General features: G+C 63.7%; 21 protein-coding genes and 2 pseudogenes. 18 read left to right on the forward strand and 5 right to left on the reverse strand.

What is annotated here, in order from left to right:
* Window positions 1-185 precede the first annotated feature (185 nt).
* The 10 genes from JWP83_RS25930 (at window position 186) to JWP83_RS25975 (ending at window position 12,743) form a co-directional block, all read left to right on the forward strand.
* Entirely contained in the window at window positions 186-1,703 is a 1,518-nt protein-coding gene (locus JWP83_RS25930; protein ID WP_297736986.1) for an aldehyde dehydrogenase family protein, read from the forward strand.
* Window positions 1,700-2,905, forward strand: coding sequence for a CoA transferase (locus JWP83_RS25935; RefSeq protein ID WP_297736989.1), 1,206 nt, complete (start codon window positions 1,700-1,702; stop codon window positions 2,903-2,905). Before JWP83_RS25930 ends, JWP83_RS25935 begins: the two co-directional genes overlap by 4 nt.
* A 314-nt stretch (window positions 2,906-3,219) precedes the next feature.
* Window positions 3,220-4,038: an ABC transporter permease gene (locus JWP83_RS25940; RefSeq protein WP_297736991.1), complete on the forward strand. Its 819-nt coding sequence runs from the start codon at window positions 3,220-3,222 to the stop codon at window positions 4,036-4,038.
* 19 nt (window positions 4,039-4,057) lie between these two features.
* A complete protein-coding gene (locus JWP83_RS25945) occupies window positions 4,058-4,903 on the forward strand; it encodes an ABC transporter permease (protein ID WP_297737117.1) in 846 nt (281 codons plus the stop codon).
* 83 nt (window positions 4,904-4,986) lie between these two features.
* Window positions 4,987-6,201 (forward strand): MCE family protein, encoded by a 1,215-nt coding sequence (locus tag JWP83_RS25950; RefSeq protein WP_367185671.1) that lies wholly within the window; start codon window positions 4,987-4,989, stop codon window positions 6,199-6,201.
* Window positions 6,198-7,220, forward strand: coding sequence for an MCE family protein (locus tag JWP83_RS25955; protein WP_297736994.1), 1,023 nt, complete (start codon window positions 6,198-6,200; stop codon window positions 7,218-7,220). Before JWP83_RS25950 ends, JWP83_RS25955 begins: the two co-directional genes overlap by 4 nt.
* Window positions 7,220-8,338: an MCE family protein gene (locus JWP83_RS25960; protein ID WP_297736997.1), complete on the forward strand. Its 1,119-nt coding sequence runs from the start codon at window positions 7,220-7,222 to the stop codon at window positions 8,336-8,338. The genes JWP83_RS25955 and JWP83_RS25960 overlap by 1 nt, the downstream gene beginning before the upstream one ends.
* Window positions 8,293-9,762, forward strand: a complete 1,470-nt coding sequence (locus tag JWP83_RS25965; RefSeq protein WP_297737000.1) for an MCE family protein — start codon at window positions 8,293-8,295, stop codon at window positions 9,760-9,762. The genes JWP83_RS25960 and JWP83_RS25965 overlap by 46 nt, the downstream gene beginning before the upstream one ends.
* Entirely contained in the window at window positions 9,759-10,997 is a 1,239-nt protein-coding gene (locus JWP83_RS25970) for an MCE family protein (protein ID WP_297737002.1), read from the forward strand. The genes JWP83_RS25965 and JWP83_RS25970 overlap by 4 nt, the downstream gene beginning before the upstream one ends.
* Window positions 10,998-12,743 carry an MlaD family protein gene (locus JWP83_RS25975; protein ID WP_297737005.1) on the forward strand — a complete coding sequence of 582 codons (1,746 nt, stop codon included), beginning with the start codon at window positions 10,998-11,000 and terminating at the stop codon, window positions 12,741-12,743.
* A gap of 60 nt (window positions 12,744-12,803) precedes the next feature.
* Here the strand turns inward: JWP83_RS25975 and JWP83_RS25980 are convergent, their stop codons facing one another.
* The 3 genes from JWP83_RS25980 to JWP83_RS25990 form a co-directional block, all read right to left on the reverse strand.
* Window positions 12,804-13,322, reverse strand: coding sequence for a hypothetical protein (locus tag JWP83_RS25980; protein ID WP_297737124.1), 519 nt, complete (start codon window positions 13,320-13,322; stop codon window positions 12,804-12,806).
* Window positions 13,323-13,455: 133 nt separating this feature from the next.
* Window positions 13,456-14,073, reverse strand: a complete 618-nt coding sequence (locus JWP83_RS25985) for a hypothetical protein (protein ID WP_297737008.1) — start codon at window positions 14,071-14,073, stop codon at window positions 13,456-13,458.
* Entirely contained in the window at window positions 14,070-14,768 is a 699-nt protein-coding gene (locus tag JWP83_RS25990) for a hypothetical protein (RefSeq protein WP_297737127.1), read from the reverse strand. The genes JWP83_RS25985 and JWP83_RS25990 overlap by 4 nt, the downstream gene beginning before the upstream one ends.
* A 430-nt stretch (window positions 14,769-15,198) precedes the next feature.
* Between JWP83_RS25990 and JWP83_RS25995 the strand changes: the two genes are divergently transcribed.
* Together JWP83_RS25995 and JWP83_RS26000 are read left to right on the forward strand one after the other, a co-directional pair.
* Complete coding sequence (locus JWP83_RS25995; protein WP_367185672.1) at window positions 15,199-15,498, forward strand: hypothetical protein; 300 nt, start codon at window positions 15,199-15,201, stop codon at window positions 15,496-15,498.
* A gap of 121 nt (window positions 15,499-15,619) precedes the next feature.
* Complete coding sequence (locus JWP83_RS26000) at window positions 15,620-16,009, forward strand: hypothetical protein (protein ID WP_297737130.1); 390 nt, start codon at window positions 15,620-15,622, stop codon at window positions 16,007-16,009.
* Window positions 16,010-16,018: 9 nt separating this feature from the next.
* Here the strand turns inward: JWP83_RS26000 and JWP83_RS26005 are convergent, their stop codons facing one another.
* Window positions 16,019-16,621: a TetR/AcrR family transcriptional regulator gene (locus JWP83_RS26005; protein WP_297737013.1), complete on the reverse strand. Its 603-nt coding sequence runs from the start codon at window positions 16,619-16,621 to the stop codon at window positions 16,019-16,021.
* Window positions 16,622-16,721: 100 nt separating this feature from the next.
* On the opposite strand from JWP83_RS26005, the gene JWP83_RS26010 reads away from it, so the two are divergent.
* The 6 genes and pseudogenes from JWP83_RS26010 to JWP83_RS26035 form a co-directional block, all read left to right on the forward strand.
* Entirely contained in the window at window positions 16,722-17,498 is a 777-nt protein-coding gene (locus tag JWP83_RS26010) for a hypothetical protein (protein WP_297737016.1), read from the forward strand.
* The gene (locus tag JWP83_RS26015) at window positions 17,495-18,310 is read left to right on the forward strand and encodes a hypothetical protein (RefSeq protein ID WP_297737019.1); all 816 of its coding nucleotides are present in this window, start codon (window positions 17,495-17,497) and stop codon (window positions 18,308-18,310) included. Before JWP83_RS26010 ends, JWP83_RS26015 begins: the two co-directional genes overlap by 4 nt.
* Complete coding sequence (locus JWP83_RS26020; protein WP_297737022.1) at window positions 18,307-18,885, forward strand: cytochrome c oxidase subunit 3 family protein; 579 nt, start codon at window positions 18,307-18,309, stop codon at window positions 18,883-18,885. Before JWP83_RS26015 ends, JWP83_RS26020 begins: the two co-directional genes overlap by 4 nt.
* On the forward strand, window positions 18,885-19,172 hold the full coding sequence (locus JWP83_RS26025; RefSeq protein WP_297737133.1) for a cytochrome C oxidase subunit IV family protein: 288 nt from the start codon (window positions 18,885-18,887) through the stop codon (window positions 19,170-19,172). Before JWP83_RS26020 ends, JWP83_RS26025 begins: the two co-directional genes overlap by 1 nt.
* A gap of 209 nt (window positions 19,173-19,381) precedes the next feature.
* Window positions 19,382-20,110, forward strand: a pseudogene (locus JWP83_RS26030) (PE family protein); the annotation flags it as partial.
* A 174-nt stretch (window positions 20,111-20,284) separates the two neighbouring features.
* Window positions 20,285-21,166: pseudogene (locus tag JWP83_RS26035) on the forward strand (chitinase); the annotation flags it as partial.
* Between the two features lie 100 nt (window positions 21,167-21,266).
* Here the strand turns inward: JWP83_RS26035 and JWP83_RS26040 are convergent.
* Entirely contained in the window at window positions 21,267-22,544 is a 1,278-nt protein-coding gene (locus tag JWP83_RS26040) for a cytochrome P450 (protein ID WP_297737025.1), read from the reverse strand.
* Window positions 22,545-22,658 lie beyond the last annotated feature (114 nt).

A 22,658-nucleotide genomic window follows, 5' to 3' on the forward strand; every position in this document is an offset into this window, starting at 1 on the left:
TCGTCGCGAAACCTCGCACGGCCTGCGCCGAGGGGCTTGCCGCCGCAAGGTCCGAGCCCTTGCACCGCTGGTCAGCAGGTCCATCCCATTCCTGAGACTTTCTTGAAATATCGAGACCCGAATGTAAGATTCCCCGGGGAAGAGAATGAAATTTTCGTGACCGTCAGCACATGAGGGAGTAGGCGATGCCAGTGCAGGACACGGCAGAGACCACCGCGGAGACGATCGCGGATGCCGCGCCCGAGTCACAGGTCGATCGCCGACTGCTGATCGACGGCCGGCTCGTCACCGTCGACAAGACGTTTCCCTCGATCAACCCCGCCACCGGTGCGGTGATCGGGCATGCTGCCGATGCCGGCACCGAGCAGGCCCAAGCGGCGATCGCGGCGGCCCGGCGCGCGTTCGACACGTCTAGCTGGTCGACCGACGTCGAGTTGCGGATCCGCTGTCTTGACCAGTTGCACCGGGCGCTGCTCGAGCACGCCGACGAGCTGCGTGAGCTGACCATCGCCGAAGTCGGCGCGACCCGCGCGCTGACCCAGGGCGCTCAACTCGACGACCCGATCAAGATCGTGCGTTTCTACGCCGACCTGCTGCGCACCTATCAGTTCTCCGAAGACCTCGGCGAGGTCGAATCGCGCGGCATGCGGCATCACCGCTGGGTGGAGAAGGAAGCCGCGGGGGTGGTGGCCGCCATCATCGCCTACAACTATCCGAACCAGCTCGCGCTGGCCAAGCTGGCCCCGGCGCTGGCCGCAGGATGCACCGTGGTGCTCAAGGGGGCACCCGACACCCCGCTGATCACGCTGGCGCTCGGCGAGTTGATCGCCAACCACACCGATATCCCGCCCGGCGTGGTGAACGTGCTCACTTCGTCGGACGCGTCCGTCGGGGTCGCGCTGACCACCAGTCCCGACGTCGACGTGGTGACCTTCACCGGATCGACCGCCGTCGGCCGCAAGATCATGGCCGCCGCGAGCGAGACCGTCAAACGCGTCTTCCTGGAATTGGGTGGCAAGTCGGCCGTGATCATGCTCGACGACGCAGACTTCACGGCAGCCAGCATGTTCGCGGCGTTCAGCATGGTCATCCACGCCGGGCAGGGCTGCGCGCTCACGTCCCGGCTGTTGGTGCCCACGTCGCACCATGACGAGATCGTCGAGCTGATCGCGCAGAACTTCGCCAAGGTGCGCCACGGCGACCCCGCCGATCCGAAGACGTTCATGGGGCCGCTCATCAACGAGCGCCAGCGCGACAAGGTCGACGGCGTGGTCCAGCGGGCCGTCGCCGCGGGGGCGACCCTGGTCACCGGCGGCAAGCGGTTGGATCCCGGCTACTTCTATGCGCCGACGCTGCTCACCAACGTCGACCCCGACAGCGAGATCGCCCAGGACGAGGTCTTCGGGCCGGTGCTGGTGGTCATCGGATTCGACGATGATGACGACGCGGTACGCATCGCCAACAACTCGATCTACGGACTGGCCGGCGCGGTCTTCAGTCGCGACCAGGACCGCGCACTGGCGGTGGCGCGCCGGATCCGGACCGGATCGTTCTCCATCAACGGCGGCAACTACTTCGGCGCCGACAGCCCGTTCGGGGGCTTCAAGCAGTCCGGTGTCGGACGCGAGATGGGTGTCGCCGGCCTGGAGGAGTTCTTGGAGGGCAAGACCTTCGCGGTGCCGGCCAACAGGAGCGGCGCATGACGCCGCTGGAGGGCATCCGCGTCCTGGAAGTCGCCATGTACGGGTTCGTCCCGTCGGCGGGTGCCGTGCTGGCCGAGTGGGGGGCCGACGTGGTCAAGGTGGAGCACGCCGTGACCGGCGACCCACAACGCGGGCTCCGGCAGACCGGCATGTTGCGCGTCGAGGGTGACCCCAATCCGAACATCGAACACGCCAACCGCGGCAAGCGCAGCATCGGACTGGACATGTCGGTGCCCGAGGGCAAGGAAGTGCTGCATGAGCTGGCCCGCCGGTCCGACGTCTTCTTGACCAGTTTTCTGCCCGATGCCCGCCGCAAGTTCGGCATCGATGTAGACGACATTCGGGCGGTGAACCCGAAGATCGTCTACGCCCGCGGGAGCGCGCTCGGCCCCCGCGGCGAAGAGGCGGCCAAGGGCGGCTACGACATGACCGCCTTCTGGTGCCGGGCCGGAACCGCCGCGACCATCACGCCGTCGGGAATGCCCGGCATGATCGCGCCGCCCGGACCGGCATACGGCGACACCATCTCCGGTACGAACCTCGCCGGCGGGATCGCGGCGGCGTTGCTCAAGCGCGAACGCACCGGCGAGCCGTCGGTCGTCGATGTGTCGCTGCTGGGTAGTGGCTTCTGGTCGATGGGACATACGGTTGCTTTGACGAAGCATCTGGGCCAGCGGCTGGAAGCGCCGCCGCCCGGTGTGCACGGCGCGCCGAATAATCCGTTGGTCGGGCTATACACCACGTCCGACGGCCGCTACATCTCCTTCGTGATGATGCAGCCCACCAAGTTTTGGGCCGACGTGTGCCGGCACGTCGATGTCCCGGAGCTGGCCGACGATCCCCGCTTCGCCACCGTCGAGACAATCGCCGCCAACACCGCGGATGCGGTCGAGATCTTGACCAAGGTGATCGCAACCCGCACGCTTGCCGAGTGGAGCGAACGGTTTGCCACGCTGGCCGGGCCATGGGCGCCCGTGCAGGACACCTTGCAGGCGGTCGACGACGCGCAGATTCGAGCCAACGAGTACCTGGTTCGCGCGGGTGAACTGGATTTGGTCGCCAATCCGGTCCAGTTCGATGTCACCGCGCCGCACACCGGCCCGGCGCCGGGATTCGCCGAGCAGACCGACGAGATCCTGATGGAAATCGGACTCGATTGGGACCGCATCATCGAACTCAAGACGGCCGGCGCCGTCACCTAGGGACCGGAGTTGCCTGAGATGTCCAAGTCGAACACGGACTGTCCGATAACGGTTTTAAATTTTTCGTTCCACCGGGACGCGGCATGAGTCATAATCGCCGGACGCTTCAAGGCGTGGGGCCCCTCGTTTTGGAGCGCCAACTCACGCGACAGAACGGAGGTGTGGCGTGGGGATGGTAGCGGTTGTCACACCGGAGGTGAATTCCGGAATGTGGCTGTCCGCTACGCATTTCGCGGTCGACTCTACGAATTCGTGGCCGGCTCGGCCGATTTTTCAGACTGTCGGTCTCGTGATGCCAGGAGGATTCGAGACACATGGCAGATAAGAGTGCCGACCACTGGTCACCGGGATTGCCTCCGCTGAAACTGAAATTGGACCTGTCTGGGCCCTTGCAGGCGGTCGGGGGTTTATTTGCGATGTCGGCGGACGCGATCAAGTTCGCGTTCCGCCGGCCCTTCCAAGGGCGCGAGTTCCTGGAACAGGCTTGGTTTATCGCCCGAGTTGCGCTGGCGCCGACATTGTTGGTGGCCATCCCGTTTACCACGCTGATCAGTTTTACGCTCAACATCCTCTTGCGTGAACTCGGTGCTGCCGACTTGTCGGGTGCCGGGGCGGCGTTTGGTGCGGTCACCCAGGTCGGCCCGGTAGTGACCGTGTTGATTGTCGCCGGTGCGGGTGCGACGGCTATATGCGCGGATCTGGGCTCGCGTACCATCCGCGAAGAAATCGACGCTATGGAGGTGCTGGGCATTAACCCGGTGCAACGCTTGGTCACGCCTCGAATGCTGGCCTCCGGGCTGGTGGCGTTGCTGCTGAATAGCCTGGTGTGCATCATCGGCATTGTGGGCGGCTACGTCTTTTCGGTGTTCGTCCAAGACGTCAATCCGGGTGCGTTCGCCGCGGGGATCACCCTGCTGACGGGCGTACCCGAAGTAATCATTTCCTGTGTCAAGGCAGCGCTTTTCGGCCTTATCGCGGGATTGGTCGCCTGCTATCGCGGCCTGATCATCAGCGGCGGGGGCGCCAAGGCCGTCGGCAACGCGGCGAACGAAACGGTGGTCTACGCCTTCATGTCGCTGTTCGTGGTAAACGTCTTGGTCACCGCGATCGGCATCAAGATGACGGCGAAGTGACGGCGGGAAGACGCGAATGATAACGCTGCGAGCCACCTATCCCAGGCTCTTCGGTCAACTCGAGCGGCCTGTCGGCACGTTAAGCCGAATCGGCGATCACACGCTCTTCTACGGGAAGGCGCTAGCCGCTGCACCATTCGCGGCGGTGCACTACCGCCGCGAAGTGATTCGGTTGATCGCCGAGATCAGCATGGGCGCGGGCGCTTTGGCGATGGTCGGCGGCACGGTGGTGATCGTCGGGTTTTTGACTCTCGCCACGGGCGGCGTGCTGGCGGTGCAAGGGTATTCGTCACTGGGCAATATCGGCATCGAGGCGCTGACCGGCTTTTTGGCCGCGTTCATCAACGTGCGGATCTCGGCGCCGGTGGTCGTCGGGATCGGGCTGGCGGCAACCTTCGGGGCCGGGGTGACGGCTCAGCTCGGTGCGATGCGGATCAACGAAGAGATCGACGCGCTGGAAAGCATGGCTATTCGCCCGATTTCGTACCTGGTCAGTACCCGAATCTTGGCCGGGATGCTCGCGATCACGCCGTTGTACAGCATCGCTGTCATCCTGTCGTTCGTCGCGAGCCAGTTCACCACGACGTTTTTGCTCGGGCAGTCTTCCGGTCTGTACGAGCACTACTTCGACACGTTCCTGAACCCGATCGATTTGTTGTGGTCTTTCCTGCAAGCCATCCTTATGGCACTCACTGTCTTGCTGATCCACACTTATTACGGCTATTTCGCTTCCGGTGGACCAGCGGGTGTCGGCGTGGCGACAGGAAACGCGGTGCGCACCTCGCTCATCGTCGTGGTTTCGGTGACGCTACTGGTCTCGCTGTCTATTTACGGTAGCAACGGCAACTTCAACCTGTCGGGATAGGCGACGATGGAAACAGGAAAGTGACGCGAAATCTCGGGCCGGGTCCCATCCATCGGTCCGAAACCACCAGTGCGGCAGGGCCGATCCGCGCCAGGCCGGGGCAGCACTTCGGTGCCCGATCATACGCACGCCCGTTGGCCGGCCTGGCCACCATTGCGGTGATCGCGGCCATCTTCGCGCTCGCGGTGGGCCTGTTCCAAGGCAGCTTCAACGACACCGTGCCAGTGACGGTGTTGTCGCCGCGTGCCGGCCTGGTGATGAACCCGGATGCCAAGGTGAAGTTGCGCGGGGTGCAGGTGGGCAAGGTCGCCTCGATCGAATCGCTGCCGAATGGGCAAGCGGCTCTTCACCTGGCTATGTACCCGTCGGAGTTGCGTTTCATTCCCGCCAACGTGCTCGTCGACATCACGTCATCAACGGTGTTCGGCGCCAAGTTCGTCGAACTGTTGGCACCCGCCGAGCCCTCGGTCCAGCGGCTCCACGCCGGCCAGACGCTCGAGGGCCAGCACGTCATGGTCGAAATCAACACGGTGTTCCAGCAACTGGTGTCGGTGCTGGCCCAGATCGACCCTGCGAAGCTGAACGAGTCACTGGGCGCGTTGGCGCAAGCGTTCAGTGGACGGGGCCCACAGCTGGGCCAGTCGCTGAGCGACTTGGATTCTTTCCTGGCCAGGCTGGAGCCGAGCCTTCCCGCATTGAGGCATGACCTCGCGGTCCTACCGGCGGTGTCCAACGCCTATGCCGACGCGGCGCCGAACCTGGTGAAGACCGCAGCTAACGCGACCCGGATCAGCAAGACGATTGTCGATGAGCAGCACAACCTGGATGCATTGCTGATCAGCGCGATCGGCCTGGCCGACATCGGCAACGATGTCTTGTCGACGAACCGCGAACCGCTGACGAATGTGCTGCATCTGCTGGTGCCGACCACCGATCTGACCAGCGAGTACCACGAGGTGTTCACCTGTGGTTTCGGCGGGCTGATAAACGTAGCGCACGGTCCGCCGTTGTCGGAACCGAGCATCAACATATCGGCGAGTCTCACTTGGGGCGGCGAGCGTTATCGGTATCCGACGAACCTGCCCAAGGTTGCCGCGACCGGCGGCCCGAGGTGCATGGGTCTGCCGAATCTGCCGTTCAACTCGGCTCCGCAGCAACTGATTACCGATATCGGCGCCGACCCGGTGGGGTACGGAAACCCACAGCTGCTGATCAACTCCGATCTCCTCAAACAGCTGTTGTACGGACCGATCGCCGGCCCGCCACGCAACTCCATTGGGATCGGACAACCCGGATGAGAACACGCGCCACGCTGATCAAGTTCGCGATCTTCGCGGTCGTGATGACGATGCTGACCGCCTTTCTGTTCTTCATCTTCGGCCAGTACCGGACGGGTTCGACGACCGGGTATTCGGCGGTGTTCACCGACGTGTCGCGTCTCAAGCCGGGGCAGTCGGTGCGGGTCGCCGGGATCCGGGTGGGCACGGTCAATAGCGTTTCGCTGCAGCCGGACAAAAAAGTCGTGGTGAAGTTCGACGCCGACCGCAACGTCGTCCTCACCGAGGGCACCAAGGCGGCGGTTCGCTACCTCAACCTGGTGGGCGATCGCTACCTCGAACTCGTCGATGGTCCGGGCCCGACCAAGCCTCTGCCGGCCGGCGGTCAGATTCCCGTCAATCGCACCGCGCCGGCGCTTGACCTCGATCTGCTGCTCGGCGGACTGAAACCCGTTACCCAGGGCCTGAATGCGCGCGATGTCAACGCGCTGACCTCAGGATTGTTGCAGGTCTTGCAGGGTCAAGGCGGGACCCTCGAATCGCTGTTCGCCAAGACGACGTCGTTTTCGAACGCCTTGGCCGACAACGATCAAACCGTGCAGCAACTGATCGACAACCTCAACATCGTGGTCGGCACGATCTCTAAGGACGGCACCAATTTCTCCGGCGCGGTCGATCGCCTCGAGCGGCTTGTCAGCGGGCTTTCCGACGACCGCAACACGATCGGGTCCGCCATCGACGCCCTGGACAGCGGAACCGCCTCGCTGGCGGATCTGCTGAGCAGCGCGAGACCGCCGCTGTCCGGCACCATCGATCAGTTGAATCGCCTTGCGCCGATTCTCGATAACGACAAGGACCGCCTCGACGCCGCGATCGGGAAGGCGCCACAGAACTACCGCAAGCTGGTCCGGCTCGGCGCGAACGGCGCCACCATCCCGTACTACCTGTGCATGTTGGAACTGCGCGGCACGGATCTTCAGGGCAAGACGGTGAAAGCCCCCATATTTAGGTCAGATGCGGGAAGGTGCACGGAACCCTAATGCTTAGGTATCGCGGAGCTGGGCTCGTCAAGGCCGGACTCATCGGTGCGGCCCTGATAGCACTCGTCATCCTGGTCGGCCTGTCGCCTGACCGGTTCATCTCGTGGGCGACGATGGTCAGGTACCAGGCGCTGTTTTCGGAAGCCGGCGGCCTTGCGACGGGCAACCCCGTGACTGTGTCGGGGATGAAGGTCGGCACGGTGTCGGATGTGAAGCTGCGCCACGGTGATGCTCTGGTGACGTTCGTGGTGAAGGGCAACATCCTGCTCGGGTCGCAGACTTCCGCGCACATCCGCACCGGCACGCTCCTAGGCGAGCGGATGGTGACGTTGGAGTCCGCCGGCACCGGCACGATGCGTCCGATGGCTCTGATTCCCGTCTCGCGCACGTCTTCGCCTTACTCGCTGACGGAGGCGGTCAGCGACCTGACAACCGACACTGCCGGAACCAACACGACGGCGCTGAACCAGTCGTTGGACACGCTGTCGGCGACGCTTGACCAGATCGCACCCCAAATGGGGCCGGCCTTCGACGCACTCACCCGGCTATCGCGCACCCTCAACAGTCGTAACAAGAACCTGGGCGAGCTATTCAAGAGTGCCGGCGACGTCACCGGGGTTCTTTCCGAACGCAGCCAGCAGGTCAACAAGCTCATCCTCAACTCCGACGATCTGCTCCAAGTCCTGGTGGCGCGCCGACAAGAGATCGTGGACCTGCTGGCCAACACGTCGGTGGTGGCCAAGCAGCTGACGGCATTGGTGCACGAGAACGAAAGCAAATTGGCACCGACGCTGGAGAGGCTGAATTCGGTGACCGCGATGCTGCAAAAGAACCGCGACAACATCAGCAAAGCGCTGCCGGGTCTCGCCAAATTCGAGATCACGGTCGGTGAGGCGATCTCTAGCATGTACGCCTATTCGGCGTTCGTCCCGAACTTCCTTGCCCCGCAGATCTTCCAACCGTTCCTCGACTACCTCTGGGGATTCCGCACCTTCGACACGACTCGCGGTCCGGGCTATCCTTCGCCGGTACCTCGGTCGCTGATTCCCTGGCCGTACAACGGTATTCCGGTATGCCCTGGCTGTACCTTGGGCGGCCGGGTCGGAGGATCGCAGTGACGTCCGGGATCCCCCGCAACAGGTTGACGGCCGTGGCGGCGGTTGCCCTGGTCGCGCTCATCGTTGCCGGCGCTGCCGTGCTCATCCGCAATACGTTCTTCGGCTCACAGACGATTACCGCATATTTCACCACCGCCACCGCGATCTACCCCAATGACGAGGTGCGCGTCTCGGGTGTCAAAGTCGGCCGTGTCAAATCGATTCAGCCGCAGGGCACACACGCCAAGATGACCCTCAAGGTCGACCACGGCGTGCCCATTCCGGCGGATGCGAAGGCGATCATCGTCGCATCGAATCTGGTGTCAGCCCGCTACATCCAACTCTCGCCGGCCTATCGAGACAGTGGGCCGGTCATGCGCGACGGGGCAGTCATACCGGTCGAAAGGACCGCAGTGCCCGTCGAGTGGGACGAGGTCAAAACCCAGTTGATGCGGCTGGCAACGGATTTGGGACCCAAGAGTGGCGTATCGGGCACGTCGGTGGGCCGGTTCATCGACAGCGCCGCCAATGCGCTCGACGGCAACGGCGAGAAGCTCCGGCAAACACTCGGTCAACTGTCAGGAGTGGGCCGGATCCTCGCCAACGGTAGCGGCAACATCGTCGACATCATCAAGAACCTGCAGACCTTCGTCGGCGCGCTGCGCGACAGCAACGTACAGATCGTGCAGTTCAACGACCGCTTGGCCACGCTCACCGGCGTGGTCGACGACAGTAAATCCGACCTGGACGCGGCGCTGACCGATCTGTCGACGGCGGTCGGCGAGGTGCAGCGATTCATCGCCGGGACGCGCGACCAGACCAGCGAACAGATTGCCCGATTGGCCGATCTCACGCAGGTCCTGGTCGACAAGCACATGGCTCTGGAAAATATTCTGCACGGCGCGCCGAACGCGCTGGGCAACTTCTTCAACGACTACAACGCCGACACCGGAACCATTGTGGGCGGGTTCGGGATCATGAACTTCGCGAATCCCACCTTTTCGGGGTTGCTGGCTCCCATACCCGTGCCCGGCTGCACGGCGGTCGGCGCCATCGAGAACGTCACCGCGGTTGAATCGGGCAAGCTGTGCGCCCTGTTCCTCGGTCCCGGGCTGCGGGTGCTCAACTTCAACAGTCTGCCGATTCCCATCAACATCTTCCTGCAGAAGTCGATAGACCCTTCCAAGATCCTCTACAGCGAACCGCGCCTGGCACCCGGCGGCGAGGGCCCGAAACCCGGACCACCCGAGATCCCGCCCGCGGTATCGGCCTACACCGGCTTGCCCGGTGATCCCGTGGGACCGCCCGGGGCGGTGCCACCCGCGCGGATACCGGGCGCCGCGATGCCGCTGCCGCCCCCGCCGTCGACACCGATGCCACCACCACCGCCCCCCGCGGCGAGCGTGTCAGACATGCTGCTGCCAGCCGAAGGGCCACAACGATGATCGCCAGGGTTGCGGCTCGGCGCGTGTTCGCCGTCGGCTGTTGCGTGGTGTTGACGGCGACGGGATGCGCATTCCACGGCCTTAATTCGCTACCACTGCCCGGCGCGGTCGGACGTGGGCCGAGCGCCAACATCTACCACGTCGAACTCCCGAATGTCGGTACGATGGAGTCGAATTCGCCCGTGATGATCGATGACGTCATCGTCGGCAGTGTCGGCGCGATGAGGGTGCAAGGCTGGCACGCCGACGTCGAGATCTCGATAAAGCACGATGTCGTCGTCCCGGCCAACGTGGTAGCCACCGTCGGTCAGACCAGCCTGCTGGGGTCGATGCATGTGGAGCTCAATACGCCACTCGGCCAACAGGGAAGCGGACGGCTGCAGCCGGGCGCCACCATCCCGCTCAGTCGGTCATCGGCATACCCGTCGACAGAGCAGACGCTGTCGTCGCTCGGGGCGGTCGTCAACGGCGGGGGACTGGGACAGATCGGGGAGATCATTCACAACTTCTCCGCCGCCCTGTCCGGGCGTGAGGGCGCCGTACGCGATCTGCTTACTCGCCTCGACACGTTCGTCGGAACACTGGACCAACAGCGGGACAACATCGTCGACTCCATCCAGGCGCTGAACCGGCTCGCCGGCGCATTCGCCGACCAACGCGACGTTCTCACCCAGGCGCTGCAGAAGATACCGCCCGCGCTCGATGTGCTGATCAAGGAGCGGCCGCGCCTGACGGCCGCCCTGGACAAGCTTCGCGTCTTCAGCAACACCGCCACCCGGTTGATCAACGACTCTCAGGCCGACCTGGTCAAGAATCTCCAAAACCTGGAGCCGACCATCCGCGCGCTCGCCGACGTCGGACCGGAGCTCGGCACGGCGCTCGCGGCGGGATTCGTGTTCCCGTTCAACCAGAACTTCGTCGACCGAGCGGTCCGAGGAGACTACTTCAACCTGCATGTCGATTTGGACCTGTCGATTCCACGGCTCAAGCGAGGACTGCTGCTGGGGACTCACTGGGGGCAGCTGGACCAGCCGTTGGTACCGGCGCCCGGGGACCCGTATTACTTGAATTACACACACGATCCGATGCATGACTCCGTTAGGCCACCGTGGGTCGACCCGGCGAGCCTCCCTCCGCTGCCCGGGCCTCCGCCGGGTGTCGCCCCGCAGCCTGCCGCGGGTCTCGGTCAAACGCCACCGCCCGCAGAGGCACCTCCGATGGGGGCGGGTGGATAGATGCTGACGCGCTTCGTTCGGATTCAGCTGGCGATCTTCACGATCGTCGGGGCCATTGGTGTGATCGCGATGGTCCTCTACTACATCCAAGCGCCCACCCTGCTGGGCATCGGTCGTATGACGGTGACGCTGGAGCTGCCGGCCACCGGTGGCCTGTACCGATTTTCCAACGTGACCTACCGTGGGGTTCAGCTCGGAAAGGTCACCGCGGTGGGTTTGACGCCGACGGGCGCGAAAGCGACGCTGTCGCTTAGCACTTCGCCGAAGGTCCCCGCGGACCTGACGGCGGAGGTGCTCAGCGTCTCGGCCGTGGGTGAACAGTACGTGGATTTGCGGCCCAAAACCGATTCGCCGCCCTACCTGCACGACGGCTCGGTCATCGCGGTGCGCGACACGACGATTCCGCAGCCGGTCGGGCCGATGCTCGATCAGGTCAGTGCCTTGGTCAACAGCATCCCGAAGACCAAACTCGGCCAATTGCTTGACGAGTCCTTCCAGGGCTTCAACGGTGCCGGCTACGACCTGGGGTCACTGATCGATTCGTCACAGACGTTGTCCCGCGACGCCAACGGCGTCGTCGATCGCACCCGAACCCTCACCGAAGACACCGGGCCGCTATTGGATACCCAAGCGCGCACCACTGATTCGATCAGGAAGTGGGCACGTAGCCTCGCGGGGATTTCGCAGGTGTTCCAAAACGACGATTCAAACGTCCGCACCATCCTGCAAAACGGACCCGAGGCGGCGAACGAGGCTTCTCGGCTTCTCGAACAAATCAAACCGACGCTACCGGTGCTGCTCGCCAACCTGACCACCATCGGGCAGATCGGCGTCACCTACCACCCCTCGCTGGAGCAGCTGCTGGTGTTGCTGCCGTCTGCGGTTGCCATCGAGCAGGCCGCCGCGGCGCCAAACCATCCCGAGGGCACGGCCCAAGGCGACTTCGCACTCACGATCGACGATCCGCCGATTTGCACGGTCGGCTTCATGCCACCCAACACGTGGCGATCCCCGGACGACCTCACCGACATCGACACGCCGGACGGGTTGTATTGCAAACTCCCGCAGGATTCGCCGCTCTCGGTTCGCGGTGCCCGCAACTATCCCTGCATGGGTCACCCGGGCAAGCGCGCGCCCACCGTCGAAATCTGCAACAGCGACAAGCCGTTCATGCCGCTGTCGATGCGCCAGCACGTCCTCGGTCCCTACCCCTTGGACCCGAACCTGCTCTCCCAGGGCATCCCGCCCGATGACCGGGTTACCGTGAACGACAGAATCTTCGGCCCGGTCGAGGGAACGCCGCTGCCGCCGGGGGCGGTGCCGCGCGGCACACCGCCGGGGCCGCGGGGAGAAAGTCCACCACCGGGCACGGTTGGAGCAGCGGTTCCGCCGGTGCCGTCGTCGGGACCCCCGCCCCTGGCGCCCATGTCGAGAATGTCGGCCGACCTTCCGCCGATAGCACCACTCGACGTCCCTTCAGGGGGCGAACTTCCCCCTCCGCCCGCCGCGCCTGCACCGCCCAGTCCTCCCGACCCCGCACCATCCGACGCGGCCGGCGGCGGAGGCCCGCAGGCGGCTCCAAGCTCATTCGGTGGTAGGGCCGGTAAGCGGGTGCCGTCCGTCACGATCGCCCGGTACGACCCGCGTACGGGTCGTTATGTCGGTCCGGACGGGAAGTTGTACCAGCAGTCGGATCTCGTTGCGCCCAATGCGCCCAAGACGTGGAAGGACATGCTTCCCACCTGAAGCAGCCTCGCGACGGAGCGATCTGAGAAGCAGCGGGAAAATAAAGCTACGAACGCCCGGTCAGCTCACCTTGTCTAGGCGTAGCGGCATCGCGATATCAAGCCATTGGTTCTGCCCGCAGGCACCGGTCGGGCCGATGGTCTTGTCCTTTCCGGCAAAGGTAGCCGACCCGAGTTGATATCCGCCGTATTCGTTCACCGGATAGAAATAGAAGGTCTGCTGTCCGGTGAACGCGGTACCGTCTTCGCACCGCTCCCAGTCCGGCACTTCGCGTTTGACCTTCCACATCTCCCCATCATTCATATATAGGGGCGCGCTCCATCCCTGGTCGCTGGTCACCATGCCGTGGCATTCCTGAAACGTGACGCACGACGAGCTGATGGTCCATATCTGGACGACTGTCGGCTCGCCGAAATACTGATCATTCCTCTGGGCCCAGTCGCCGATCGACGTGGCGCGGAACGTCCCGTTGACGGCCACTTCTTCCTTGGTTGTTGCCCGGGCTATGGATGCCGTGCTCAAGCCAAATACGGTGGTAGCCACCAGCGTTGCGGTAGTGAGCGTTCGAACTGAACGCATCAGGCGCTCCTCCACCCGCTGCAATTAACCGACATTGTTATGCGGTTTTCGACATTGCTTGCGGCTTTTCGTGCAATGAGATTAACACCGCTTCGGCTCCGACAAAATGCCGACTGAACCAAAAAGGCAGCGGTCACGACAGCGGATCCAACTTCGAGATCAGCCAGGAACCCTTGACTTTCGTCAACGTCACGCGGGCGCTGCTCGCGGTTGTCTGCGGTTCTGGCTTCTCCTTGCTTGTGGCGGTCTGGTTGATGAACACCAGTACGACGGCTGAACCCGGGTGCAACTCTGAGACGGCGGCCCGAACCACCTTGGCTGTCTCCGTGACTTGCTTCTGTGCTGCCATCGCCGCGATCTGTTCTGTGAACTTGGTGTAGTAGGCGAGAAAATTACCGGTGAGATATGACTTCGCCTTGGTGATATCACGGTCCAGGTTTTCGGGAGCGTACGACAGGACCGCGACCGCACCGTCTGACGCCGCCTGGATTGCACGGTACGCCGCCGCATCGCCGACCTGCTGATCGGGGCGGTACAGAATGAAGTACAGACCGGCAGCGACGCCCACCGCGGTAGCGACCAACACTGTCGCGACTATGGAACGCCACCGCGCCAAACACCGGCGGGCCCAGCGCTTGATCGTGGCCAGTCCGTCGGTGCGAGCCGATCCGGGGCAAGCGGGTGGCGACCCCATCTCATCGGACGGCGGGGTTTCCATGCCGTCCAGCGCCGAGTCATGCTCGACAGTCATTGCAGGAAATCGACTTTCGACATTTTGAGCTGACCGCCGTCCCGAGTGAGGCCGACGCTGAGCCGCCACACAACAGGTGGCCGCTTTGTGTTGTCTGGATTGGTGACATCGGATTTCGCCGCGACAAGCACGACCGCCGAATCATCGCTCAACGACTCGACGGCTACAGCTTCCACGGTGGCCTTGCTGCTGACCTTCGATTCCTCGGCCTGCTTGGCCATGAGGCCCGACATCACTGACAGTTGGTTCTTGAAGTCGCCCGTAGCGTCGTCGAGGATGCGTTGGATGTCGTCCTTGGCATGGTTGGCGTCAATCGACATCAGCGACGTGACCCCTTGCCGGGCTGCCGCAGCGAACTCAGCGGCGAGCTGCTGTTTGTGCACGGCGGTGCGGTGCTGCCACACCATGTAACCGCTCGCGCCGAGGGAAGCGGAGGCGAGCACGATGCCGACGCCGGCGGCTATTGTTTTCCGCCCTGGGCGTCGGAGCCACCGTGGTCGCCCGGGACGCCGCGGCAACCGCAGTCGTGCCCGGGTCGATTTTGCGGGGCGCTGCTCGGCATCTTGGGAAGCGTCATCCGGGTCCCTGGTCACGGCTGCCTCGCGCAGCCTTAAGAGGCGTGCGCGAGCCGCCTCGGCGCGCGTTTCAGCCTTGGCAACTTCGTCTTCTGCGTCCACTTCGGAGGCGGGCACCATGGCGTCGGAGTCGACCCTTGAGCACGACTGTGGTTCGTCGGGATCGGACATGGCCGCCGGGTCATCACAATGGTCGGCGTCAGGCCCATACGGATCGTGCACGGAGAAGCAGCTTATCACTTCGGTCCGGGCTCACCGCGTCATCGGGCGGCTGCCTTCGTGGCTCCTACATGCGGAAATGGTGGCTCGCCGGGGGATGGGTGAAGGGGATTGATTTGGGTTGATTTGGCGAGAAGATCGTTTTTGCTCAAACGATCTTCTCGGTAGTGGGTCAGTTCGAACGCGAGTAGCGTTAAGCGATCGTGTGCGACGTGGCTACATGACGTTTTGGGAGAAGACCACCATGCAGATCCCGAATCTCAGCAGCGGCCAGCGAGTAACTCGCCCCAGCTGTCAACGCCGTTCCATCTATGTCGCTGCGGTGGTCGGCATGGCCATCGCCGTCCTGCTCATCGCGCCGGTCGTGCTGATGGGGGCGTCGTCTGCTCACGCTGACACCGGCGTCAATGGATACGCTCGTTGCCTAGGAGGCGACGCCAAGCCTCCGCCGCCGGGGGTAAGTGCAGAAGATTGGTTTCCCAGCGTTCATGTGATAGCGACGGATCTCGATTCTGCTGTGCCGCCCGCCCAAGTAGCTCAGAGATTAGTGGAAATGGGAGTCAACCCGAACGATGCCGTTACCCGAGTGCAGTGTTTTCTGGCTAACCAGCCGCGCGGAGAAGGGCATTGACGCGGTCGAGACATGGCGTGGGCTGCGCGTGGCTGGGAAGTTCAAACCGACCCGCTACCATCTTCTCTAAGTAGGAGAATTTTCTTCTCAAGTGTGGCAAAGTAATCGAGTGCGATCAATCGTGGCCCTATTTGCCGCGTTAATCGGCGCTGGTGTGCTAGCGGCACCGCCTTCCTTCGCCGGGCCCACCGTCTGCGACTACCCCGAATGCACTCCGGGCATCATGGCGCATCAGGTCCTAGGCGCGCCGTGCGACAACACCACCTACTACGCCTTCGGCGTCGACGACAGTTACGTTCCCCCCGCCGGGCAGCCCGGACGGCTGATGTTCTGCGGCTCGCCCAGGAGATACCAGCCGCGATGGTTCCGGTCACCTCCAATGGCGGGAGTCAAGGACGAAGGCGCAGCGTGCCAGAACTACCAGAACTACGTCGCGCAGGCGCCCGATGGTCTCTTCCTGATCTGTTACGCCCACGACGGTATTTTGAGCTGGGTCCGCGCCGACACGTAGCTGCACTGGTCAGTCTTGAGCTTCCCGAGGCAGACCGAGCAGCCGCCGGCTCAAATCGGTAACCCTGGTGAGCAATGTGTCGTCGTCGATGTCGGCAACCAGCGGATGCATGACGGCGGTGCTGATCGCACCCGAGAACATGGCCGCCTCGATCCGCCCGTCCAGACCCGCATCGCTCAGCAGCACGTTATAGAGGCGCTCCATAAAACGTTGGAGCGGCTCGTGTTCGGCCAGCAAGCGAACCACGACGGGATCGAATTGCAGCGTCCGCACCAACCGGCGGTCCCGAACCGCCATCTCGACCATGCGTACCAGAAGTGCGTCGCGGGCTTCTAGCCGGTCGGCGTGTTCCTCAGCTTCCTCGAGTGCAGGACCCAGCCGAAAGAGTTCGCGCTCGGTGACCGCGAGCACAATCTGCTCTTTGGTGCGGAACTGGTGGTAGACAGCGGCTTTCGTGACCCCGACAGCGTCAGCGATCATTTGCAGCGACGTACCGCTGACGCCATGCTGGGCGAACAGGTCCAGCGCGGCATCGAGCACGCGCGTCCGGGCAGCGCTGTGCTGGACGACCCCCAACCGCCCGTCGGTGCCCGGCTGCCGTGCTGTTGTCACACAAGGAGACTAGACGATGACTATTGACCGAGGCTAGCCGATCGGCTAGTTTCGCTGACTAGCCGTATAGGCGGGCGACCGCGTGCGGGAAGGAGTACCGATGTCCGAGGTCGGCGGTGGCGATGCGGCAGCACGCCGCGGTGCCCTGCGGCGGACCGATGGCGAGCTGATCCTGCTGTGGACATTGCCGGCGACCGTGATTATCTGGATCGCCTGCTTTTTCCTGTTTCCGGGCTTCAATCCGCCGATGTCACCCAGCATGTCGGCCGAGCAGGTGGCCGCGTTCTATCGCGATCCGGCGCACCTGCCACAGATCCGGTACAGCATGATCGTGTTCAACTGGTTCGGCGTCTGCCTCGTCCCGATCCTGGCTCTGATCGTGCTGCAGGTCCGCCGAATGGCGCATCGCACGCCGATCTTCTCTTACGCGATGTTGGGTTGTGTGGCCGGCGGTCCGACGCTGTTTCTCGTCGCCAATGTCTGCTGGCTGCTGGCCGCCTTTCGTCCTGAAAGAAGCCCGGAGCTGACTCAGCTGCTCAACGATTTCGGCTGGATCACGTTCACCATCGTGGTCCCGTTTCTGATCGGACAAAGCGTAATCCTCGCCCTGGCAATCTATTTCGACGATCAGCCGCAGCCGATATTTAGCTGTTGGGTGGCTCATTTCAACCTCTTGGTGGCCGCTGCGCTGGTGCCCGCCGCCTTCGTCGGCGTGTCATTAACCGGACCGCTGGCGTGGGACGGCTTCTTGACGTTCTGGGTGAAAAACGTTGCCATTGCCGTCTGGATCATCGTGATGGGCGTGGTTCTGGGGCAAGCCATCTACCGGGAGCGCGCCGAGAACGCCGGCCGCGGAGAAGAACTGGTCAACGCGTGAGTGCGGTGGTGACACCGCCGACATCCCCGGCCTCGCTCCCCTCGGGGCCGCTGCCGCAGCGGATGGCCTGGCACCTGCGGCGCGGCCCCAAGCGCGAGCTGTGGCTGGCTTGGGCAGCAATGCTCTTCTTCTACAACGTCTTCTTCCCAGTGTTCTTCATCGTGGCGCAGGTCCAGCCGCCGCCGCAGCCCACCTGGGATCTCGCAACGCAGGTGCACTGGTTCCATGAACGCCACCTCGGGATACCCGTTGGATTCGGCGTCATCTTCGCCATCAGCGGCCTGATCGCGACCAACAACGCCCTCATCGCCTATTCGATGCGACGAATGTCGGTCAGCCGCGCGTTCGGGTACTCGTATCTGCTTATCTACTCATTCAGTGCGGTTCCCGGTATGCTGCTGCTCAACATCGCGCTGGTCGTCGGGACGCTGCGACCCGAGCGAGACCCCGAAGCGATCGGTTGGCTCTACGACTTCGCCTTCTTGTCCTTCGACGGAACCATGGGAGTGTTCCTGATCGGCTCGCTGATCTGGATGGTCGCGATTCTGCTCGACAAGAACCGGGTGTTCCCCAAGTGGTTCGGCTATCTCAACCTGTGCAACGCGCTCACCGAGGTCGTCGTGGCACCGTGCTGGATCTTCCGCCGTGGCGTGTTGGCGTGGAATGGCCAGATCGCATGGTGGCTGGACATGGTCGTATTCGGCATCTACCAAGTCACTTTCATTGTCATGCTCTTTCAGATGATCCGGCGCGAAGACTTCGGTACCGGGCCAATGCCCGACTTCGCCCGGAAGAGGGCGGTTGCGCAATGACAGACCTAGCCGACAAGAGCAAACGCGCCAGGTTCGTGCCGGGTCAGCCGGACATGTGGGCCTTCGTGTTGTTCGAGACCCTGGTCTTCACAGCGTATTTCGGCTTCTACCTGTTCTACCGCGCCCGAACCCCCGAGCTCTTCCTGCACTCCCAGGCGCAGCTGGACCTTCGCATCGGGGTTTTCAACACCCTCGTCTTGCTGCTGAGCTCCTGGTCGGTGGCGCGGTGCGTTCAGTCATCCCGCGCCGGCGCCCACCGCGCGGCCCTTAGAGACGTCTTCATCACGGCCGCATTCGCCGCAGCGTTCCTATTTTTCAAAGTGTTTGAGTGGGCCCGGTTGGTCCGCATGGGAAATGGGTTGGACAGCAACGACTTCTTCACCTACTACTTCTTTCTCACCGGGATCCACTTCGTACATCTGCTGATCGGCTTCGTCGTGCTCGGCGTCGTCATCTACCAACTTCGGAGTCCAGCACGGCGATCCCAGGAACTCGTCGAAACCTGCGCCACCTACTGGCACACCGTCGACTTCCTCTGGGTGCTCATCTTTGCGTTGCTGTACGTGGTGAGGTGATCAACATCAAATTCAATAAGAGGCTGTTGGTCGTATGGCTCGTGCTGGCGTCGTTGACGCTCGCCTACCTATGGATAGATCACTCGCTCGACGGACCGCTGAGGGCCAGCGCGGTGGTCACGACGAGCGTGATCGTGATCGCACTCGTCAAGGTGCGCATCATCTTTCGGGAGTTCATGGAAGTGCGTCAAGCTCCCGCCTTACTGTGCCGACTCACGGACGCCTGGGTCGTGCTCATGGCCGTCGCGCTGCTCGGCTGCTATTTCATCGGCAGGACGCTCGCGTAGGTCCACAGATTCGCCTGGCGCGCAAGCTCTGCGAGCGCGGAACAACCGGACGCCGATGTCAATGCGCTAGACGCGGGCGGGGACGATGTCGTTTAGATATACGTCTTGTATAACGGTTGAATAACGTTTATCTCGCGGTGCCTTGGGTGTTTTATCCACGGTCAATAGCATCGCCAGATCTCGTAATACGCCGACAAGCAGGTGGCGCCATGACGTTTCTAATCGCCGCACCCGCGACGGTGGCCGCGACGGCCTCGGAGCTGGCCGGTATCGGTTCGGCACTGAGCGTGGCCCACGCGGCGGCCGCGATCCCGACAACCGCATTGCTGCCCGCCGCCGGTGATGAAGTGTCGGGGGCGATCGCGTCGCTGTTTTCCAGCTACGCCAAGGCGTACCAGTCGCTCAACGCGCGGGCGGCGACCTTCCACCAGCGGTTCGTGCAGGCGCTGCACGGCGCGGGGAATTCGTATGCGGCCGCCGAGGCGGCCAATGCCTCGCCGTTGCAAACCCTGGAGCGGGACGTGCTGGGTCTGATCAATGCGCCCACGAACGCGGTGCTGGGTCGCCCGCTGATCGGCAACGGCACCGACGGGACGCCGGGAACCGGGCAAAACGGCGGGCCTGGCGGGCTCCTGGCCGGCAACGGCGGCAATGGCGGGTCCGGCGCTCCCGGTCAGCCAGGCGGCAGAGGCGGTGACGCCGGGCTGTTCGGCGACGGCGGTCGGGGCGGCGCCGGCGGGGCCGGCACGGTCGGCGCCGCGGGCGGCTCGGGCGCTCCAGGCGTCAACGGCGGCAACGGAGGGGCCGGCGGCGCCGGCGGCCCGGGCGGCCTGTTGTCCGGAAATGGCGGTATCGGCGGCAACGGCGGTGACGGCGGCGACGGAGCCGTCGGGGGCGCCGGCGGCGCGGGCGGGGCCGGTGGCCAGGGTTCGGCGATGTTCGGCAATCCGGGTGCCAACGGGGCCAAGGGCAACGACGGGATCAGCCTCCGCGGCACCGGCACCGGCGGCACCGGCACCGGCGGCACGGGTTCAGGGGAGTATTCGCCCTATGTCGACATAACACTCTGGCCCGGGCCTAACGGATATGACTTTGCGACCGCTGCCCAGAACGGAGTCAAAAACGCCACGCTCGCCTTTATAAACGCCGACCCGACCGGTCACGCGTCCTGGGGCGGCTATTCGGCGTACGACGCAACGGGCGGCTCCCAGAGCGCGTTCATCGATAACCAGATCACCAACATGAAAGCCGCTGGCATCACCGGGACCATCTCCTTCGGCGGCGCGTTTGGCACCGATCTCTCCGCCGTTAACGGTCAGACCCCCACCGCGCTGGCGCAGCAGTACGCGTCGATCGTGAACACCTACAAGATCTACAACCTCGACTTCGACGTCGAAGGCGCGTTGCAAGGCAACACTCAAGCAATGAACACTCAATCGAAGGCCATCGCCATCCTGCAGCAGCAAGAGGCGGCCGACGGCACGCCCGTGACGGTGTCGTACACCCTTCCGGTGCTGCCGACCGGCCTGGTAGAGGGGCAGGGCGGCGGGTTGAACGTAATCCAGACCGCCACGGCTAACGGCGTGAACGTCTCACGCGTGAACATCATGGCCATGGACTACGGCAACGGTTTCGACCAGACCGGCAACCCGGGCATGGGCGCGTACGCGATCGATGCCGCGACGGCCACCCACAGCCAGTTGATGACGCTCAATCCATCGCTGTCCAGCCAGCAGGCATGGCACATGCTCGGGGTGACGCCGTTGATCGGAATCAACGACGACCCCAGCGAAATCTTCAGCCTCGCCAACGCCCAACAGCTGACCACTTTTGCCCAGCAGAACAATCTCGGCGAACTGTCTATGTGGGAGCTCCCCCGTGACATCACGGGCACGTTGGGCGCCGTGGATGCCGTCGACGGCAGCGGAATCTCACAAACTCCGTTCGAGTTCTCCGGGATCTTCGAGCAGATCGATACCGCATCTCAATCGTGAGCCGGGACCGCCCCGGAAGGGCGAGCAGACGCAAAAGCCCCCATTTTCGTTGCGAAATGGGGGCTTTTGCGTCTGCTCGGCGGTTAGACCGGAACCGCCCTTACCCGTTCGGCGTGAAGGTGAGATGGAGTTCGCTGAGCCCACGCAGGATGTATGTCGGCTCGTAGGTGTATCGACGATCATCGGCGGGCCCGTGCTTGACCTCGTTGATCTTGATGTCGATCATCCGGTCCAGAATGCGCTCGATCGAGACACGTCCCTCCACCCGGGCGAGCGGTCCGCCCGGGCACGAGTGCACGCCGCGCGCGAACGCCATGTGCTCGCGGACATTCTTTCGGCGGAGGTCGAACTCGTGCGGGTTGTCGAACCGGCGTGGATCGCGGTTGGCCGCGCCCGGCAGCACCATGACGACGGTACCGGCGGGTATGTCGACGCCGCCAACGGTGGTGGCCTTGCGGGCCAGCCGCGAGTCGCTCTTGACGGGACTGTCCATCCGCAACGATTCCTCGATGAACCCGGGAATCAGGCTGCGGTCGTCACGCAGCTGCTGCTGGATGTCGGGCCGGTCGCCCATCACCTGCAGTGCGGCGCTGAGCAGCTTGGCCGTGGTTTCTTGTCCGGCGGCGAACAGGAACGTGGCGGACCGCACCACGTCGATGACCTCGGGTGTGGAGCCATCCGGGTATTTCGCCGTCGCCAGGAAAGTCAGGACGTCACCGCGCGGTTCGCGTCGCCGGTCCGCGATGTAGGCGCAGAACTTGTCGTCGAGCCACTCCAGCGGGTTGATGCCGACCGACTCGTGGTCCAGGGCGCCCACCCGCGCGTCGGGGCGGTCGGCGCCCAAGACAACGCGGAACTCCTTGTGGTCCTCCTCGGGAACGCCGAGCAGGTCGGCGATCACCAAGGTGGCGAAGGGCTTTGAGTATTCGCTGATGAACTCGCACTCGCCGTTGGTCAGAAACTCGTCGAGCTGACGGTCGGCGAGGCGCCACATGAACTCCTCGTTCTGCTTCAGCCTGCGGGGCGTCAGCAGCTTGCTCAGCACCGAGCGCGCGCGGGTGTGGTCCGGTGGATCCATCGTTACCATGTGCTCGTTCATCGGGAAGTAACTGCGGTGCTCGTCGATCTGCGGGCTGATGTCGTCGCCCTCGGGTTGGAACGGCAGCGGCGGAAACGGCCCGCCGAGCGCGACGATGTTCGAGAACGTGTCGGGGTCCTTGTAGACCTCGGTGGCCTCCTCGTAGCCGGTGACGGCGACGACCCCGTGGTGCGGCAACCGCAGCACCGGGTTCTGGCTGCGCAGGTAGTCGAAGTAGGGGTGCGGATCGGGCACCAGGGATTGATCGGTGAAGAAGTCAATGGTGTCGAAGTTGCTCATAGGATTGCGTCTTCCTGGGCTGGGTCTACCGGTGAGGCTCGGCGGCAAGCGGCACCGCCGCCCAATTCCGAAGTTCAAAATGTGCTGAGCACCTGCTTAGCATGGCGGTATTGT

The sequence above is a fragment of the Mycobacterium sp. genome (assembly GCF_025965855.1).
Classification (GTDB): Bacteria; Actinomycetota; Actinomycetes; order Mycobacteriales; family Mycobacteriaceae; genus Mycobacterium.

Excerpts from the sequence above, each read along its gene's own strand:
- JWP83_RS25975 (WP_297737005.1), top strand. The coding sequence starts at position 10,998 with ATGCTGACGCGCTTCGTTCGGATTCAGCTGGCGATCTTCACGATCGTC.
- JWP83_RS26040 (WP_297737025.1), bottom strand. The coding sequence starts at position 22,544 with ATGAGCAACTTCGACACCATTGACTTCTTCACCGATCAATCCCTGGTG.
- JWP83_RS25940 (WP_297736991.1), top strand. The coding sequence starts at position 3,220 with ATGGCAGATAAGAGTGCCGACCACTGGTCACCGGGATTGCCTCCGCTG.
- JWP83_RS25935 (WP_297736989.1), top strand. The coding sequence starts at position 1,700 with ATGACGCCGCTGGAGGGCATCCGCGTCCTGGAAGTCGCCATGTACGGG.
- JWP83_RS26020 (WP_297737022.1), top strand. The coding sequence starts at position 18,307 with ATGACAGACCTAGCCGACAAGAGCAAACGCGCCAGGTTCGTGCCGGGT.
- JWP83_RS25955 (WP_297736994.1), top strand. The coding sequence starts at position 6,198 with ATGAGAACACGCGCCACGCTGATCAAGTTCGCGATCTTCGCGGTCGTG.
- JWP83_RS25970 (WP_297737002.1), top strand. The coding sequence starts at position 9,759 with ATGATCGCCAGGGTTGCGGCTCGGCGCGTGTTCGCCGTCGGCTGTTGC.
- JWP83_RS25985 (WP_297737008.1), bottom strand. The coding sequence starts at position 14,073 with ATGACTGTCGAGCATGACTCGGCGCTGGACGGCATGGAAACCCCGCCG.
- JWP83_RS25995 (WP_367185672.1), top strand. The coding sequence starts at position 15,199 with ATGGCCATCGCCGTCCTGCTCATCGCGCCGGTCGTGCTGATGGGGGCG.
- JWP83_RS25960 (WP_297736997.1), top strand. The coding sequence starts at position 7,220 with ATGCTTAGGTATCGCGGAGCTGGGCTCGTCAAGGCCGGACTCATCGGT.
- JWP83_RS25930 (WP_297736986.1), top strand. The coding sequence starts at position 186 with ATGCCAGTGCAGGACACGGCAGAGACCACCGCGGAGACGATCGCGGAT.
- JWP83_RS26010 (WP_297737016.1), top strand. The coding sequence starts at position 16,722 with ATGTCCGAGGTCGGCGGTGGCGATGCGGCAGCACGCCGCGGTGCCCTG.
- JWP83_RS25980 (WP_297737124.1), bottom strand. The coding sequence starts at position 13,322 with ATGCGTTCAGTTCGAACGCTCACTACCGCAACGCTGGTGGCTACCACC.
- JWP83_RS25965 (WP_297737000.1), top strand. The coding sequence starts at position 8,293 with ATGCCCTGGCTGTACCTTGGGCGGCCGGGTCGGAGGATCGCAGTGACG.
- JWP83_RS25990 (WP_297737127.1), bottom strand. The coding sequence starts at position 14,768 with ATGGTGCCCGCCTCCGAAGTGGACGCAGAAGACGAAGTTGCCAAGGCT.